The sequence below is a fragment of the Herbaspirillum lusitanum genome (genome assembly GCF_046025995.1).
Lineage (GTDB): Bacteria > Pseudomonadota > Gammaproteobacteria > Burkholderiales > Burkholderiaceae_D > Herbaspirillum > Herbaspirillum lusitanum_A.
Genome location: NZ_JAQQFM010000014.1, coordinates 17,928 through 33,093, shown reverse-complemented (window position 1 = coordinate 33,093; position 15,166 = coordinate 17,928). Strand labels below are relative to the sequence as shown.

The 15,166-nt window shown below is 58.9% G+C and carries 15 protein-coding genes; 9 read left to right on the top strand and 6 right to left on the bottom strand.

Annotated features, from left to right (window positions below; all coding sequences use genetic code 11):
- The first annotated feature begins 31 nt into the window (after positions 1 to 31).
- The 4 genes from hutG to PQR62_RS23825 all read left to right on the top strand — a co-directional run bounded on the left by hutG (position 32) and on the right by PQR62_RS23825 (position 3,739).
- The gene (hutG, locus tag PQR62_RS23840; protein ID WP_408160568.1) at positions 32 to 832 is read left to right on the top strand and encodes an N-formylglutamate deformylase; all 801 of its coding nucleotides are present in this window, start codon (positions 32 to 34) and stop codon (positions 830 to 832) included.
- A gap of 222 nt (positions 833 to 1,054) precedes the next feature.
- Entirely contained in the window at positions 1,055 to 1,918 is an 864-nt protein-coding gene (locus PQR62_RS23835) for a PhzF family phenazine biosynthesis protein (protein WP_408160567.1), read from the top strand.
- A gap of 77 nt (positions 1,919 to 1,995) precedes the next feature.
- On the top strand, positions 1,996 to 2,889 hold the full coding sequence (locus PQR62_RS23830; RefSeq protein WP_408160566.1) for a DMT family transporter: 894 nt from the start codon (positions 1,996 to 1,998) through the stop codon (positions 2,887 to 2,889).
- 100 nt (positions 2,890 to 2,989) lie between these two features.
- Positions 2,990 to 3,739: an SDR family NAD(P)-dependent oxidoreductase gene (locus tag PQR62_RS23825; protein ID WP_408160565.1), complete on the top strand. Its 750-nt coding sequence runs from the start codon at positions 2,990 to 2,992 to the stop codon at positions 3,737 to 3,739.
- Between the two features lie 271 nt (positions 3,740 to 4,010).
- Here the strand turns inward: PQR62_RS23825 and PQR62_RS23820 are convergent, their stop codons facing one another.
- The 3 genes from PQR62_RS23820 to PQR62_RS23810 form a co-directional block, all read right to left on the bottom strand.
- Positions 4,011 to 4,994 carry a porin gene (locus PQR62_RS23820; RefSeq protein WP_408160564.1) on the bottom strand — a complete coding sequence of 328 codons (984 nt, stop codon included), beginning with the start codon at positions 4,992 to 4,994 and terminating at the stop codon, positions 4,011 to 4,013.
- Between the two features lie 1,148 nt (positions 4,995 to 6,142).
- On the bottom strand, positions 6,143 to 6,571 hold the full coding sequence (locus PQR62_RS23815) for a hypothetical protein (RefSeq protein ID WP_408160563.1): 429 nt from the start codon (positions 6,569 to 6,571) through the stop codon (positions 6,143 to 6,145).
- A 637-nt stretch (positions 6,572 to 7,208) separates the two neighbouring features.
- Complete coding sequence (locus PQR62_RS23810) at positions 7,209 to 8,606, bottom strand: aminotransferase-like domain-containing protein (RefSeq protein WP_408160562.1); 1,398 nt, start codon at positions 8,604 to 8,606, stop codon at positions 7,209 to 7,211.
- Between the two features lie 97 nt (positions 8,607 to 8,703).
- On the opposite strand from PQR62_RS23810, the gene PQR62_RS23805 reads away from it, so the two are divergent.
- The 3 genes from PQR62_RS23805 (at position 8,704) to PQR62_RS23795 (ending at position 11,795) form a co-directional block, all read left to right on the top strand.
- Positions 8,704 to 9,051 (top strand): hypothetical protein, encoded by a 348-nt coding sequence (locus tag PQR62_RS23805; RefSeq protein WP_408160561.1) that lies wholly within the window; start codon positions 8,704 to 8,706, stop codon positions 9,049 to 9,051.
- Positions 9,052 to 9,338: 287 nt separating this feature from the next.
- Positions 9,339 to 10,538 carry an acetylornithine deacetylase gene (gene argE / locus PQR62_RS23800; RefSeq protein ID WP_408160560.1) on the top strand — a complete coding sequence of 400 codons (1,200 nt, stop codon included), beginning with the start codon at positions 9,339 to 9,341 and terminating at the stop codon, positions 10,536 to 10,538.
- 456 nt (positions 10,539 to 10,994) lie between these two features.
- Positions 10,995 to 11,795, top strand: coding sequence for a transporter substrate-binding domain-containing protein (locus PQR62_RS23795; RefSeq protein WP_408160559.1), 801 nt, complete (start codon positions 10,995 to 10,997; stop codon positions 11,793 to 11,795).
- 30 nt (positions 11,796 to 11,825) lie between these two features.
- Here PQR62_RS23795 and PQR62_RS23790 read toward each other — a convergent pair whose 3' ends face one another.
- Positions 11,826 to 12,038 carry a hypothetical protein gene (locus PQR62_RS23790; RefSeq protein WP_408160558.1) on the bottom strand — a complete coding sequence of 71 codons (213 nt, stop codon included), beginning with the start codon at positions 12,036 to 12,038 and terminating at the stop codon, positions 11,826 to 11,828.
- A gap of 256 nt (positions 12,039 to 12,294) precedes the next feature.
- Between PQR62_RS23790 and PQR62_RS23785 the strand changes: the two genes are divergently transcribed.
- Together PQR62_RS23785 and PQR62_RS23780 are read left to right on the top strand one after the other, a co-directional pair.
- Positions 12,295 to 12,555, top strand: a complete 261-nt coding sequence (locus PQR62_RS23785) for a DUF4148 domain-containing protein (RefSeq protein ID WP_408160557.1) — start codon at positions 12,295 to 12,297, stop codon at positions 12,553 to 12,555.
- Positions 12,556 to 12,759: 204 nt separating this feature from the next.
- Positions 12,760 to 12,942, top strand: a complete 183-nt coding sequence (locus tag PQR62_RS23780) for a hypothetical protein (protein ID WP_408160556.1) — start codon at positions 12,760 to 12,762, stop codon at positions 12,940 to 12,942.
- A gap of 91 nt (positions 12,943 to 13,033) precedes the next feature.
- Here PQR62_RS23780 and PQR62_RS23775 read toward each other — a convergent pair whose 3' ends face one another.
- Together PQR62_RS23775 and PQR62_RS23770 are read right to left on the bottom strand one after the other, a co-directional pair.
- Complete coding sequence (locus PQR62_RS23775; protein ID WP_408160555.1) at positions 13,034 to 13,924, bottom strand: LysR family transcriptional regulator; 891 nt, start codon at positions 13,922 to 13,924, stop codon at positions 13,034 to 13,036.
- 42 nt (positions 13,925 to 13,966) lie between these two features.
- Complete coding sequence (locus tag PQR62_RS23770; protein ID WP_408160554.1) at positions 13,967 to 15,136, bottom strand: MFS transporter; 1,170 nt, start codon at positions 15,134 to 15,136, stop codon at positions 13,967 to 13,969.
- Positions 15,137 to 15,166 lie beyond the last annotated feature (30 nt).

Here is a 15,166-nt window from a genome sequence, read left to right as displayed (position 1 = left end):
CACGCAACAGAAACAAGTTCAAGGATCAGATATGACTCAGGAAGTATTCAAGCTGAAGCAGGGCAGCATTCCCTTGCTGATTTCCATGCCGCACCTCGGCACCGGCCTGCCGGATGATATCCGCGCCATGCTCAATCCGGTCGGCCACGAAGTCGACGACACCGACTGGCATCTCGACCGGCTTTACGATTTCGCCGTCGGCATGGGCGCCTCGATGCTGCGCCCGACCTATTCACGCTACGTGATCGACCTCAATCGTCCGGCCGACGGCAAGAGCCTGTATCCGGGGCAGAACACCACCGGCCTGTGTCCGCTGACCACCTTCGACAATGTGCCGCTGTATCTGGACGGCAAAGAGCCCGATGCCGCCGAAACCGCGCGCCGCTTGCCGTTGTACTGGCAGCCTTATCACGACGCCTTGCGCGCCGAGCTGGATCGCATCAAGGCGCAGCACGGTTACGCTTTGCTGTGGGAAGCGCACTCCATCCGCTCGGTGATTCCGCATCTGTTCGAAGGCGAGCTGCCGGTGTTCAACTTCGGCTCGGTGGACGGCGCCTCGTGCGCGCCGGGTACGGCAGAAGCCTTGCTGGCGCTGGCGCAGAAGATGTCACCGGAATTGCCGGCCGTGCTCAACGGTCGCTTCAAGGGCGGCTTCATCACGCGCAACTACGGCAAGCCGGAGCAGAACGTGTACGCCATTCAGCTCGAACTGGGCCAGCGCAGCTACATGGAGGAGCAACGTCCTTATGCGCTGGATGAAACACTGTCCGCCAGGCTGAAGCCGACGCTGGAGCAACTGATCAGGACCTTCGTCGCCTTCAAGCCGAGCTGATTCGACTGCTCAAGATTGCCGCCGGCCACGCATCTCTGATGTGCGGCCGGCGGTTTTCGTTTCTGCAAACGGCTTCCGATGTCTCGCCGCCCGTGCGTGCATTTTGCTGCGCGCACATCTCATCGTGCCCGCTTGCAATGGGGCGCGTGCGCATACGCGCGTAAGCGCGTAATATTGTGCGCCATAGCTGCAGCGCGAGATTTCCTTTTCCACGACGACATCATGAAAAATAATTACGCTTTCCGTCTGTTGAATGTATTCGCCGAAACGACTTTCGGCGGCAACCCGCTCTGTGTTTTCGAAGACGCCCGCGGCATGGACGATGTCACCATGCAGGCGCTGGCGCTGCAGTTCAATCTCTCGGAAACGACCTTCATCTTTCCTTCAGAAAAAGCCAGCGCCCGCGTGCGCATCTTCACCACCGGCTATGAAATGAAATTCGCCGGCCACCCGACGCTGGGCACTGCACACGTGGTGCGCGAGGTCATGCAGACCGGCGACAAGCTGAGTCTGGAGTTCCTTGCCGGGGTCGTGCCGGCATGGGCGCAGGGCGATGCCTGGACCTTCACCGCGCCGCATGCCGGCAAGCCGAAGACTGCGCCCGGCCAGTTGCCGAAGGCGGAAATGGCAGCCTTGCTGGGGCTGCGCGAAGGCGATCTGCTGGATGCGCCGCTGTGGGTCGATACCGGCGCCGATCAGTTGCTGGTGCCGCTGCGCAATCTCGAGGCGGTGCGTCGTGCCAATCCCGACAGCGCAGCATTGGAGCGGTGGCCCGAAAGCAGTCTGGGCCGCAAGACCGCGTATATCTTTGCCTTCGATCCGGATCAGCCGGGGCGTGTGCTGGCGCGCTATTTCTTTTCCAAGAAGGGCGGGGGCGTGGCGGAAGATCCGGGCACCGGTTCGGCCTGTGCCAATCTGGGCGGCTGGCTGATCGCCAATGGCCGTTCGTTGCCGGCGGCCTATCAGGTGGATCAGGGTGCGATGGTGGATCGTCCTTGCCGCTTGCTGCTGAACGTGACTGAAGAGGGCGCGATTCAGGTCGGCGGCAAGGTACTCGAAATCGGGCGCGGCCAGATCAGCATCTGATCATTCGGTGACCCCGGTGACGCAAGATCGCACATCCCGGTCTTGCGCCGCAGCGACACCGCTCAGGAAAAGTCTTCATGTCACTCCCCAATCTCTTCAGACTGCTGTTGCTCGGCGCCATCTGGGGCGCCAGCTTCATGCTGATGCGCATCGCAGCGCCGATGATCGGCCCCATGCTGACTACCTTCGGGCGTGCATTTCTGGGCGCGATCACGCTCTACGTGTTCGCCCGTTCGCGCGGCGTGGACTTCGCCTGGCGCAAGAATTTCCGTGTGTATCTGGTGATCGGTCTGGCCAATACGGCGATTCCCTTCAGTTTGTTTGCCTGGTCGGCGCTCTATATTCCCTCGGCCTACATGGCGACCATGAATTCGCTGACGCCGATTTTCACCGCCTTGTTCGGCCTCATGATGCTGAATGAAAGACTCAGCATCTTGCGCTTGCTGGCATTTTTACTCGGCCTGTTCGGCGTCGCCGTGCTGGTCGGTATCGGCCCCACCGAGGTCACGCCGCTGGTGATAGCCGGCGTGCTGGCCGCCACCGGGGCGGCGGTCAGTTATGGCTTCGCCGCCACCTACACGCGCATGAAGGCCGGCGGCATCGCCGCGCCGGCCACCGCCGCCGGCAGCCAGTTCGCCGCCGCGGTGTGTCTGTTGCCGTTCGCGCTGCCGGGTCTGCCGCATGCCTTTGAAGCCGGCAACTGGCAGGTGCTGGCCGCCGTGCTGGTGCTGGGCGTGGTGTGTACCGGCGTGGCCTATGGTTTGTTCTTCCATCTGATTTCAAAGGAAGGCGCGACCAAGGCGGTGACCGTGACCTTTCTGATTCCCGCCACCGCGATTATCTGGGCCTGGCTGCTGCTGGGGGAGCCGGTGACGGCGGGTACGCTGATCGGCCTTGCGATTGTGTTGCTGGCGACCGGCATGGCACTGGGCATCGGATTGCCGGGACGGCGTGCAGCCGGCCTGCGCTGAATGTGGTGCATGAGCTGAATCAACTGAATCAACTGAATCAACTGAATCGGCAGACATCGATGCCGGCCGGCATTCAAAAAAATAAATGAGGAGACAAGACATGCACAAAGAGGTGGCATTGATTACCGGTTCGACTTCCGGCATCGGCCTTGCTGTTGCGCACCGGCTGGCGGCAGACGGATTTGCGGTGGTGCTGCATTCCCGCTCTTCATCGGCGGCGGGCGCCGCGCTGGTGGCTGAAATAGTCGCCGTCGGCGGTGATGCGATTTACGTCCAGGCCGATCTGGCCGATGACAGCGATCGCATCCGGCTGGTGCGCAGCGCATGCGAGCAATGGGGCCGGCTGGATGTGCTGGTCAACAATGCCGGCATCAGCAAGGTGATCGCGCACGGCGATCTTGCCGCCGTCACTTCCGACATCTGGCAGACGCTGAACGAGGTCAATGTGGTCGCACCGTTCCGGCTGGTGGCCGAGGCCGAAAGCGCGCTGCGAGAATCTGCGCGCAAGGGCGGACCGGCCTGTGTGGTCAACATCAGTTCGCATGCCGGCGTACGGCCCAAGGGCGCCTCGATTCCCTATGCCGCGACCAAGGCTGCGCTGAATCAGGTCACCCGCATGCTGGCCGTGACGCTGGCGCCGGACATCCGCGTCAACGCCGTCGCACCGGGTCTGGTCGATACGCCGCTGACGGCGGACTGGACCGCGGCGCAACAATTGTGGCGCGAACGCGCGCCGATGCGACGCGCGGCGCAGCCGGAAGACATTGCGCAAGCGGTAGCGATGCTGATCGCTTCACGCTATCTGACCGGTGAAATCCTGTTGTCGGACGGCGGTCTGAATCTGACTTGAGTCTGAGCTGAAGCGCGCGTATCCGCATTGCCATGCAGCGCGGATTTCCAACTTCATCCCATCCCAAAACAAAAAAAGTCCGATCGCCGGTGAAGACGATCGGACTATGAAAGCAGTGATATGTTCGCATTACACTGCTGGCACTGCTGACGTCCGGCTGCTCTGACAACCGGACATCCCTCAAGAGAAGGAGTCGCTTCCGGGGCTCAATCGGAAGCGAACATATTGCATGGCGCGGCGCCGCAGGACGTGCAGCGCTGCGCCGGCATCATCAGAACTTGTGGCGGATACCGACGTTGAACAGCTTGTCGGACTTGCCATTGCCGGTCGCCTTGTAAGCAACGGCCGAACCGTTTTGCAGACGCGAGACGCTGGTGTACAGGTTGGTGCGCTTCGACAGGTCGTGGGTGTAGCCCAGAGCGATCTGGGTTGCATCCGCGTGATCCACAGCCTTGTCATACTTGTGGATGATCGATGCCATGATCAGATCGGCAGGCGTGATGCGTGCTTGCAGACCCAGCAATGCGTCGCGGGTGTTCAGCGTGCCGACGCCCTTGTTGATGGCGTAGCCGGCGAAGGCCGAGATCATGCCGAAGTTGTAGTTGCCGCCCAGCAGGGTGGTCTTGGCCGCATCGGAACCGGTTGCGTTCTTGGTGTTCTGATGCGTCAGCACCACTTGCACAGGGCCGCCCGAGTAACCGAAAGCGCCGGCTACGGTGCGGTTTGCCGAGTTGTTGCCGGCCACTTCACCGGTGCTGTATGCCAGCTGACCGTTCAGGCCGTTCGTGGCGTTGTAGCTGTAGTTGATGGTGTTGTCGGTGCGGCTGCCGCCGTAGTTGAACAGACGGGCCGAGTCACCTGCCAGCGTGTCGCCGAACGGATCGAACACGGCTGCGTTCGAATACACCATGGTCTGGATGCGACCCAGCTTGACCTCACCGAAGCCGCCGCTCAGGCTCACATACGACTGACGATTGAACAGCACGCCGGCAGTTGACTGGGCGCCGGTGTCAGCGGCGAAACCGCTTTCCAGAACAAAGTTTGCCTTCAGACCGCCACCCAGATCTTCAGTGCCCTTGAAACCGATACGGCTGCCGCTTTGCAGACCACTGTCGACGCGGAACGCGCCGCCTGCACCTGCGTTTTCATAAACGATACCTTCGTCCACCACACCGTAGATGGTGACGCTGCTTTGTGCCGAAGCGGCGGTGGAAATGGTGGCCAGTACGGCCAGAACCAGAAGCGATTTTTTCATTGACGATCCCTGTAATGTAGATTGAAGCATTTGCATGCCCCAGCTTGTGCACGACGGTCCGTTGCCGGCCGTGCTGTTCCCGGATGACTCCGAAAGTGATGCCGCCGTCCTTGCGGACGACGCTTGCCCGATTCCAGGCGTGAGGGCGCGACGCCGGAGCAGCAGATGCGACCGCCGATCAATGCCTGGAAAACTCGGATGGAGAGACTGCGCGCTGCACGCCCTTGCACTGTTGCGGGGCGCTGCAGTAGTGCGCCGTCAGTATTTGGAGATGCGTGATTTCATGTGATAACCCCCCTGCTTTTTTTTGATGTTTTTGATGGTAGTAACTGGGGTTTTTCGTCGCGATAGACAGATGCTGACAAAATCATTAAAGCTGTACTGATATAAAAACAGGGCAGAGTCAGCTTTTGGTCAGTACTGCGTGGATCGATTTTCGGTATTTATTTTTTGTCGCAAACAAGCCAACCATTTGCGTGATGCAATCCATCTGAATTGCTCGGCTTGCACACGCGATTCGGATTGCCGCTACCTGCCGACGCGTGCAGACAGATTTTTCAGCGTGCAGTACACAGCTGGAAAAGATGGGTTTTTACGCATGAAAAATAAGCTAAATATTTTTTAAGAATAGTCGCAAGCCTGCAACAGATTTTTCATTTCTGCGCCGTACGGATCATCTGGAACGCGGCCTTTATTTTTATCAGGCGCGTTCTGAATTTCATGCCTGAGTCGGCATGCGATCGCCGCATTTTCTCGGATGCAAATCAGAATGTGAGCTTGCACCGGATTGAGTCTCTGCTTGCCTATTGTGGTGCGAAATTCAGGCGCACTTATCGCTGCTGCCGGCATGCGCGCACGTGGCAAATGCCGATGGCGCATATGTAAAAATAGCCTGGGTTCGGCAAAAGTCCGTGCGTTGAAAAGCAGGTCGCACGGAAGATCGCGTGCAGCAGAAGACGGCTGGCGAGGGAGGGGGAGGGAAGAGTGAGGCGACGCGCGAATGCGTGCATAAAAAAACGCCACGCGGGTCAGGCGTGGCGTGTAAAAGTCCCAAAGGACACCAGAAGCTGTGATTGCAAAGCGCTGTGCGTGATGCGCAGTCGCCGAATGAAACCGGAGTTGCGTCTTGCTTGCCTGCTGCGGCCGACTCAGGCCAGGCGCGAAGCCTTTTCGATGTTGCGGATGATCCAGCGCGCTACCAGCGTCAGCTGGCTTTCATCCATCGACGGCAGGAAGCGCAATTCGAATTTCTGGCCGTACACGTTCAGCGTGAAATGACCGAACAGAATGCCGACCTTGAGTTTGACCACGTGCTTGAACAACTGGCGGCCGCTGATGGCGTAATCCAGGTAGAGCGCAAAGTCGGGGCCGTCGAAATCGGCATCGCTATCGAGTTCGGCGAAGTGGCCGTAGCGGTCGAGATAGCCGACGCGGCAGGCGTCCGATCCTATGTAAAGCTGTTCAATGATCTTGTCGCGCAAGGCAAGCGGCAGGCCTTTGCGCGGCAGTCCGAAATTGATGCGGACTGCGTCGAATTCTTCTTTTACGACGGACAGGCGTGTCGATGTGTATTGCACTTGAACCTCTGCATTCGTCAAAAAAAACGTCTGACCATGCCGCTTCGGGCAATGGCGTCGTGATGCAAGGGGGATGCCATGCTTTGCCACAAGAATTCCCCCGCTGACATGAATCCCGTCGCTGTTTTGCAGAACTCCGGCAAGTGTAGGCAAAGCGCCTATGCTTGAAAATTACTATATTTTTATAGCGGTAATACTTTGCAGGTATAGAGGGCCGCATGCAGCAGACTTGCCTGAATTCGAGATCATGCGGCCGGCCTCTGCATGCAGCGCGCGCGATGCAAGCGCGTTTTTTCGCCATCAAGGGCAACGAAAATTCTCATCACGGGCTGAGCGTAACGTTTTTAGTTCAAAAGACCTAGCATGTAATTTTTATCCTTTTCGAAAGAAATATTTACGAAGAGGGAGGGCGTGCAGAACGTGCTCCGATACATTTCCAAATGCGCCTGCGCGCTGCTCAGGGCATCTGACCAGCCGCTCAGCTGTGAATGGAATGAAGTATAGAAATGCTGCCGATGCAGGAATTGCAGATTCGGCACAGCTTGGTGCCGATCAGGTATTTGGGATGGAGATCAGGCCGTCGTACTGGCGGGCTGGTGCAGATATGGCGCAGAAATAAACCGGGCGTCGACCCGGCTCAGCGCAAGGCCGACAGGAACTTGATCAGCGCCGGATCATTGCCGATGGAGACGTTGATGCGGAACCAGGGCGTCGGGCTCATGCCGACGCGGAACACCTTGCCCGGTGAAATGCCGATGCCGGCATCGGCGGCCAGGCGCCAGATTTCTTCGGAATTGTCGTAATCAGGATGGCGCAGCCAGACGAATTTTCCGCCGAGCGGACGGCAGAACAACTGATAGCCTAGCGATTCCAGCAGGTCGCAGCTTTGCTGCATGCTGATACTGAGGCGGTAGCGAAGACGCTCCAGATTGCGCCGGTACTGACCTTCGGTCAGGCAATGAAACACCAGCCGTTCATCCAGCTGGCTGCTGGTGATGGAGGCGGTCATCTTCATGTTGGCCAGCTCGTGCATCAGCTTTTCGTTGCCGGCGATGAAGCCGACCCGCATCGCCGACGACAGCGTTTTGGAGAAGCTGCCTATATAGAGTACGCGCGACAATTGATCCAGCGTGGCGATGCGCGGCAGTTGCGGCGCCAGCATGTCGCAGTAGGCATCGTTCTCGACAATGCGGAAATCGTATTGTTCGGCCAGTCGCAACAGGCGGTGCGCATTGCCGGGCGAGATCGAAGAACCGGTCGGCGCGTGCAGCATCGACTGCGTGAACATGGCGACTGGTTTATGTTCCTGCGCCAGTTGCTCCAGCCGGTCAAGATCGGGGCCGTCGGTATTGCGCGGCACCGGCAGCGCGATGGCGCCCTGCATGTGCAGATTGCTGAACAGATTGAAATAGCCCGGGTCATCGACCAGCACCTTGTCGCCAGGCTGCAGCAGGCAGCGAATCACCAGGTCGGTGGCCTGTGAAGCGCCGCTGGTCAGCAGTAGCTGATCCGGCTGCGAATGAATGCCGAGCCCCAGCAACTTGGATTGCAGCAGGGTGCGCAAGGGCGCATAGCCGTAAGGATCGCCGTATTGCGTCAGTGCAGTATCGGCCTTGGATGCGAGCGACTTCAGTCCCGACTTGATCAGGTCGCTGTCCATCCAGCTGGCCGGCAAATGACCGGAGCTGAAATTGGTCATGTCCGGACGCTCTTCAAAATACGAGCGCAGTTGCCACATGTGGTCGAAGTCGCGCGCGATGATGCGGCTGTGCGCCGGTGAGTCGAGCAGATGATGCGGCTTGGTGACGAAGAAACCACTGCGCGGACGAGACTGCAGATAGCCCAGCGCCACCAGTCTTTCATAGGCCTCTGCCACGGTGTGCGCACTGATGTGATGCTGCAGCGCGAAGGTGCGGATGGAGGTGGCGCGTGAACCAGTGCGCAGCACATCGTGTTCAACCAGGCTCTTGAGCTCGTTGACGACCTGTTCGACCAGTGAGGTTTTGCTGTTGCTGGATATCTTGATTAAAGCCATTGCTTCTTGTTTATCTGTACGGTGATCTTCCCGGGACAGCCTTCGTGAGAATTGAGCCGAGCTGCATCATTCATGATGCCTGCGAGGCATGGCTGCAATGCTTTCAGAACATATGGCAGACGGCGCACGGCGGAGGGTATATAGAGGCAGAAAAAGCGCGGCGCGGAGTTATCCGCACGCATGCACGCTATTTGAAGCCGGCCGCTTTCTTCTCGCAAATTTTGTGCCACTTCACGACTGGCGTGAATTTTTCACGATAATGGCGAAGCGCACCGCATGCATATGGCAACCGTCCTCGCAGCAGATCACAGCAGATGCAGCCGTTGAAGTTGTCGTTTTACCTTCGCTGCAGCTGCGCGGCGGCTGGCGCAGCTTTGCAAGTGAGCGGATAATGAAGCCTTTCGCGCCTGAGCGCAAATGCCGTTTAAGTATGGAGTGTGACTGACGGCTGACTATGGTGTGGCGTCAGATGTGCGTAGGTCGGCATCGATGCGCCTGGCTTCGCTGCGGTTTTTCGTGTTCCATCCGCCGTCGTCGGGCTGCATGCGTGCATGGCTGTATTTTTCAGATTTCTCCGAGCTGAGCAACTTCAGCGAGCGCTTGTTTTTATTTACCTGTGTTTCGTTTCAAACCGCGATTCGTATTTCACCCGCAATCTATTAATGACGGGGACGCCACCAGAAGATCGAAGCACATGCCTGCATCAACATCATCTATTGAGCATTGACCTTTATGAGCACACATTTGAATACGGCCGCCGTCGAGCCGACTGCAGAAACCATCACGCTGTTGAAAACCCTGATCGGTTTCAACACCATCAGCCGCGAATCCAATCTCGGTCTGATCGAATGGGTACGCGACTACCTGCAGCGTTTCGGTGCGGATACCCGCCTGACTTACGACGCGGCGAAGAAGAAGGCGAATCTGTTCGCCACCATTCGCGGCAATGCCGAAGCGGAATTCGGCACCGTCTTTTCCGGCCACACCGACGTGGTGCCGGTGGGCGGACAGAACTGGGCCACCGATCCCTTCGTCGCCACCATCAGCGACGGCAAGCTGTTCGGCCGCGGCGCCTGCGACATGAAGGGCTTCATCGCGGTATGCCTGTCGCGTCTGCCGCATGTGGCGCTGGATCGTCTGCATACGCCGCTGCATTTTTCCTTTTCCTACGACGAAGAAGTCGGCTGCCTCGGCGTGCGTGAACTGCTGGCCGATCTGCAAGCCAACCAGATTCGTCCCACCGGCGTCATCATCGGCGAGCCGACCATGATGGAACCGGTGATCGCACACAAGGGCAAGCGCTCCTATCGTTGCTCGGTGCACGGTCACTCGGCGCATTCATCCTGCCCGCACCTCGGCATCAACTCGATCGATTTCGCTGCCGAGATGGTTTCCAAGATTCGTCAGGTGGCGGCGCGCGTGCGTCATTCCGATCGCCAGGATCCGGATTTCGACGTGCCGTTTTCTTCGATCGCCACCACGCTGATCACCGGTGGCAATGCGCCCAACATCATTCCTGAAAAGTCTGAATTCGTATTCGAACATCGCTTCCTGCCGGGCGTGGATCCGCAACAGGTGCTGGATGAAGTGCGCGCCTATGCCGAGCAGGAACTGATGCCGCAGATGGTTGTGGGCGACGTCAAGGGCCGCATCGAATTCGAAGTGCTGACGGCCTATCCGGGCATGAACACGCCGGCGGATGATCCTATCGTCGCCAGCGCCATGCGCGTGCTGGGCGCAGAACGTGCACGCAAGGTCGGCTTCGGCACCGAAGGCGGTCTGTTCGGCGTGGCCGGCATGCCGGCCGTGATCTGCGGCCCCGGCGACATCGGCCACGCGCACAAGCCGAACGAACACGTCACGCTGGCGCAACTGGCGCGCTGCGAAAGCTTTTTCGACAACTTCATCAGCTCGGCCAATCTGAAGAACTGAAGCTGCTGCTTGCTGCGCCGGGCTCTCGCGTGGATGATGCGCTGCGGCCGCCAGCCCGTTCAAGCTGCTTCAAATTGATCGTCGACATCCCTCAGGATTGTCGGCGATTTTTTTTGCCGGCGAGGTTGGGAAGCGCCTGAACAAACGAACGGCGGGAGATTGCCGGGCCGAGCATTTGTTCGCAGACGTTTGTGCGCACGAGCGCCGTCGACTTGCAGTATTGTTGATGGCTGTTGGTTTTTTGAGTGGGCTTGCCGTCAAGCGTATCAGGCGCTATCGATACGCGACGTCTTGCCGCAATGCAAGCCGAACAGATTGTCAGCAATATCGGCTGGCTTTGGTTTCATTCATGGCACGTATATTGCTGAGCAGGGAGGTCCGCGCCGCACTGGAATTGCGAGCGCGGGTTGGAATAAAACAGAGCGGATTTCCGCAGATAAAACCAAAGAGGGCACTATGAAATTTGCAAAACTTCTGATCGCGATGTCAGTCACAGGCGCGTTTGTCATGGCGGCAAACACTGCCGGCGCCAATGAACTGGCCGATATTCAGAAAGCCGGTGTAGTCAAGATTGCAGTACCCCAGGATTCTGCACCTTACGGTTCGGTCAACTCCGACATGAAATTGCAAGGTCTGGACATCGACGTTGCTGCGCTGGTGGCCAAGGGCCTGGGCGTGAAGATCGAAATGGTGCCGGTGCAGATTTCCAACCGCATCGCCTATCTGCAAACGCACAAGGTGAATCTGCTGGTCTCGACGCTGGGCAAGAATGCCGAGCGCGAAAAGGTGATCAGCTTCTCGCAACCTTACGCACCGTACAACAACAGCGTGTTCGGCGCCGCTGACATCAAGATCACCAAGGCGGCCGATCTGGCCAATATGACGGTCGGCGTCGCGCGCAACACCTTCGAAGATCTGCTGCTGACCGATTCGGCGCCAAAGAGCACCGTGCTCAAGCGCTACGAAGACAATAACAGCATGATCTCGGCCTACGTGTCGGGTCAGGTGCGCATCCTCGGCACCGGCGACTTCGTGGCGGTAAAGCTGGGTGAGCAGGATCCTGCGCACAAGCCTGTGCTGAAATACGTGATCCAGGAATCGCGCTGTGTGATCGGCCTGTCCAAGAACGAGCCGGAGCTGATGGCCAAGGTCAATGAGATCCTGACCAAGGCCAAGAAGTCGGGCGAACTGAATGCGATCGTGCAGAAGTGGCTGAACGTGCCGCTGCCGGAAAAGATGGCGACTGCATTTGAATAAGTCGTTCAAATAATCCGTAGCGGCTTCGGATCAAGGCCGAAGTGCAGCATAAAAACGCGCAGCGCCTGATGTGGCTGCGCGTTTTTTATTGTCGAAATGAGCGCGGCGCGGGAGCAAAAACGGGGCATGGAACGGCGGTGCATCTTCCGGTTCACATCCCCGGAAGCCTTTGTGGAAAGGCATTTCAGGGCATTGATGCAAGCTTCGCTTGCTGCGTTTGCTGCCGCTCATAAAATGATTCATATCATTTCCTATTGCAGGGATAGTTAATCCTGATGGATTGTTCCGTAATCCTAAATAGTGAATTCTGATCCAGCCGGTTTTTCCCGACGCGCTTCTTCTCTACACTTCAGTCCATCGATGAACGAAACGCAGCAAGTGCAAAACACTCACTACAGCGTTCATGGACGGATGTGCCGATGCCGATCGATCAGATTTGCATCACATGGCACCGAGCCGATCCCGGCTCATTCAATTATATGAAGTGAAGGAGTTAATCATGTCTATCAAGAAAATCATCGCTGCCCTTATCGTTCTGTCCGCTTCGGGTGCTGCCATGGCAGAAGCACCTTATCCAGTCGAAAAGCCTTTCGTTTCGACCACCACCCGCGCTGCGGTGAAGGCTGATCTGGTGCGCGCCGAAAAGGCCGGTCTGGTCAATCAGGCTGACGCTGTCTACCCTATCGTCGATCGTTCCTCGGCCGCAGATCTGCAACAACATGCAGGCAATGTGCAAGCGTCGACCTACGCCGGCGCATGAGTTGGACCGCAGGTTCGCCAGGGTCTGCAAAAGTTGAACAGTCAGTAGCCGCCGTGCAATCCGCAAGTCTTATCCATCCGCCCGCCAAGGGTTGCGATGGTGGCTTGCAGATGAGCAGGGCCTGACATCACAAATATCAAAAGAAAGTTAGCCATGCTACCCCGTCTCCTTACGCGCGGATTCTCAAGTTACCCACGACTCTCCATGCTGGCCGTTACGGTCACCGGCATGCTGATCGCTGCGGAGTTCAACATGAGTACCTTCTCGATGATGCTGGCGGGCAGAACCGTACATTTCTGGTCCAGCCGTCATCGTGCGCGCGTGGAGCAGAAGGCCGCCAATGATGATCGCGATGTCAGCGCGCATTGCGAAGGCTGCCGTGCCTGATGGGCTGGCGCGGGGAAGGCCTCAGGAACGAGGCAAAGAAAAAGCCGGCAGTTAGCCGGCTTTTGTACGTCTGCAGCCCGCGATGCTCACATCAGCGATTGAACGGGTCCTGCACGAAATCGACAAAGGCTTTGACCTTTGCCGCGCGGTGATGGCGCGGCGGGAACAGCACCCACACGCTCTCGGCCGGCATTTCCCATTCGCGCAGAATCGGCACCAGGGCGCCGGTGCGGATGTAGGGCAGCAGTGCCGGCGACAATTGCTGGATCAGGCCGCCGCCGGCCTTGGCCATTTCGATCAGAGTTTCCACATGATCTGCCGCAGCGGCAGCCTGCGGCAGATGCTCGATGCGCTGGCCGTCCTTCTCGAACACCCAGGTGCGCAGCTGGCCGGTATTGGGGCTGATGAAATTGAGGCACTGATATTCGCCGAGTTTGTCCGGGGTATCCGGCCAGCCGTATTTTTCGAGGTAAGAGGGCGCGGCGCAGCAGATGAAACTGGTCTCCATGATCTGCTTGGCGACCATGTTGGCATTGGGCGCATGGCCGACGCGGATCAGCACGTCGATGCCTGCTTCCACCATGTCCACCAGATGATCGCTGACCGTCAGCCGCAGTTTGATTTCGGGATACATGGCCATGAAGCGCGGCAGTTCGGGGCCGATGTACTGGCGCGCGGCAACATTGGACATGCCGACATGCAGCGTACCCTTGGGCGTTGCATGCGAATGCGTGAGTTCATCCTCCAGCATGCTCATATCCGCCAGCAGTTGCTGCGCGGTGTCGTAGCAGCGCTGGCCTTCTTCAGTCACCGACATGCTGCGCGTGGTGCGGTTGAGCAGCTTGATGTTGAACAGGCTTTCCAGGCCGGCTACCTGATTGGTGACCGAGGAGGTCGAGACGCCGAGTTTTTCGGCGGCCTTACTGAAGCCGCCGGTTTCAACCACGGTGCAGAAGACTTTCATTGCATCCAGTCGGTCCATGTTGCTTCCCTCGTTCTTGTTTTTGTGCGCTTGCGTATTGCTTCAGGCGGCTTGTACCTGCTGACGGCGCTGGCGCCGGTCCAGCACCGCCGACAATAGCACGACTGCCAGCCCCAGCACCGCCACGCCGGAACCCAGCCAAGGCAGGTCGGTCAGCGGCAGGCCGGCCGAAATCGAGACGCCGCCCAGCCAGGCGCCGGTGGCGTTGCCGAGATTGAAGGCGCCCTGATTCAGGGTCGAAGCCAGATTCGGCGCATCCTTGGCTTTGTCCAGCACGCGCACCTGCGCCGCCGGCACCACCGCAAAGGCGAAGGCGCCCCACACGAACATGGTCACCAGCGTCGGCACCTGATAGTGGCTGGTCCACGAAAACAGCGCCAGAATCACCGCGATGCAAAAGAAGATGGTCGCCATCACCGGCATCAGTTTCCAGTCCGCCAGCTTGCCGCCCGCCAGGCCGCCGACCGTGATGCCGGCGCCGAACAGCAGCAGCACCCAGCTCTCCTGCTGCGCGGTGAAGCCGGTCACATCCAGCAGGATGTAGGCGATATAGGTGAGCACGCTGAACATGCTGATCGACGCCAGCGTGCTGGTCAGCAGGGACAATTGCACCTGCATCTGCACGATGGAGCGGAATTCCTTGAAGATGCTGCCGCCCTGCATGGCAATCTTCTTCGGCAGGCAGAACCAGAGCATGGCCACCGCCAGCACACCGATCAGCGTGATCACACCGAAGGTCGAACGCCAGCCCGCCGCATGGCCCAGCGCAGTGCCGAAGGGCACGCCGAGAATATTGGCCACGGTCAGGCCGGTGAACATCAGCGCCACGGCCTGCGCGCGTTTCTCGCGCGGCACCAGCTCGGCGGCCACCACCGCGCCGATGCCGAAGAAGGCGGCATGGCAGAAGGCCGTCACCACGCGCGCCACCATCAGGAAGTTGTAGCTGGGCGCAATCGCACACAGCACATTGCCGAGGATGAACAGGGTCATCAGACCGACCAGCGCCTGCTTGCGCGGCCAGCGCGCGGTCAGGATCGCCAGAATCGGCGCACCGGCCGCCACGCCCAGTGCATAGCCGGACACCAGCATGCCGGCTGCCGGAGCCGATACGCCCAGATCGCGCGCGACGTCGGGCAGCAGGCCCATGATGACGAATTCAGTGGTGCCGATGCCAAAGGCGGCGACGGCGAGTGCAAACAAGGGCCAGTTCATGCGGTGATTCCTGAGAGGGGAGGCGGAGAC